Origin of the sequence: Pseudomonas sp. PDM18 (genome assembly GCF_014852585.1) — a bacterium.
Taxonomy (GTDB): Bacteria; Pseudomonadota; Gammaproteobacteria; order Pseudomonadales; family Pseudomonadaceae; genus Pseudomonas.
On sequence record NZ_JACVBX010000045.1, the window covers coordinates 1 to 357 of the forward strand.

Genomic DNA, 357 nt, shown 5'->3' on the forward strand with positions numbered 1-357 from the left:
TGATCCAGGCGACGTTGCGCACGCAGGCGATGACCTTGCCCTGCGGGAACAGCTCGCGCAGGGCCGGCAGGTTGGCGCACCAGAGACGGTTGGTGTCGAACACCACGGACTTGTCGTGCTGGTCGGCATAGTAGGAATCGAACAGGCCGCGCAACAGGCGACGGCGCTGATCCGCGTTCACTAGCGGGGCGAATTCACTGCCGGCGCTGCACTGTTCACGCACGCTGGTGAACAGCCCGCCGACGGGGCTGGACATGCCCGCATGGAAGCGTGGGTTTTGCAGCAGGATGGCGGACAGCAGCGTACTGCCCGAGCGCGGCAAACCCGATATGAAGTGGAAATTCTGCATCCCTGCGC

1 protein-coding gene is annotated in these 357 nt (G+C 64.4%); it reads right to left on the minus strand.

Going from position 1 to position 357, the window contains the following annotated elements; translation table 11 throughout:
- Positions 1-349, minus strand: a 349-nt coding sequence (locus IB274_RS30260) for a sulfotransferase (RefSeq protein WP_192432501.1), incomplete at its 3' end; no start/stop codon positions are given.
- Positions 350-357: the final 8 nt, after the last annotated feature.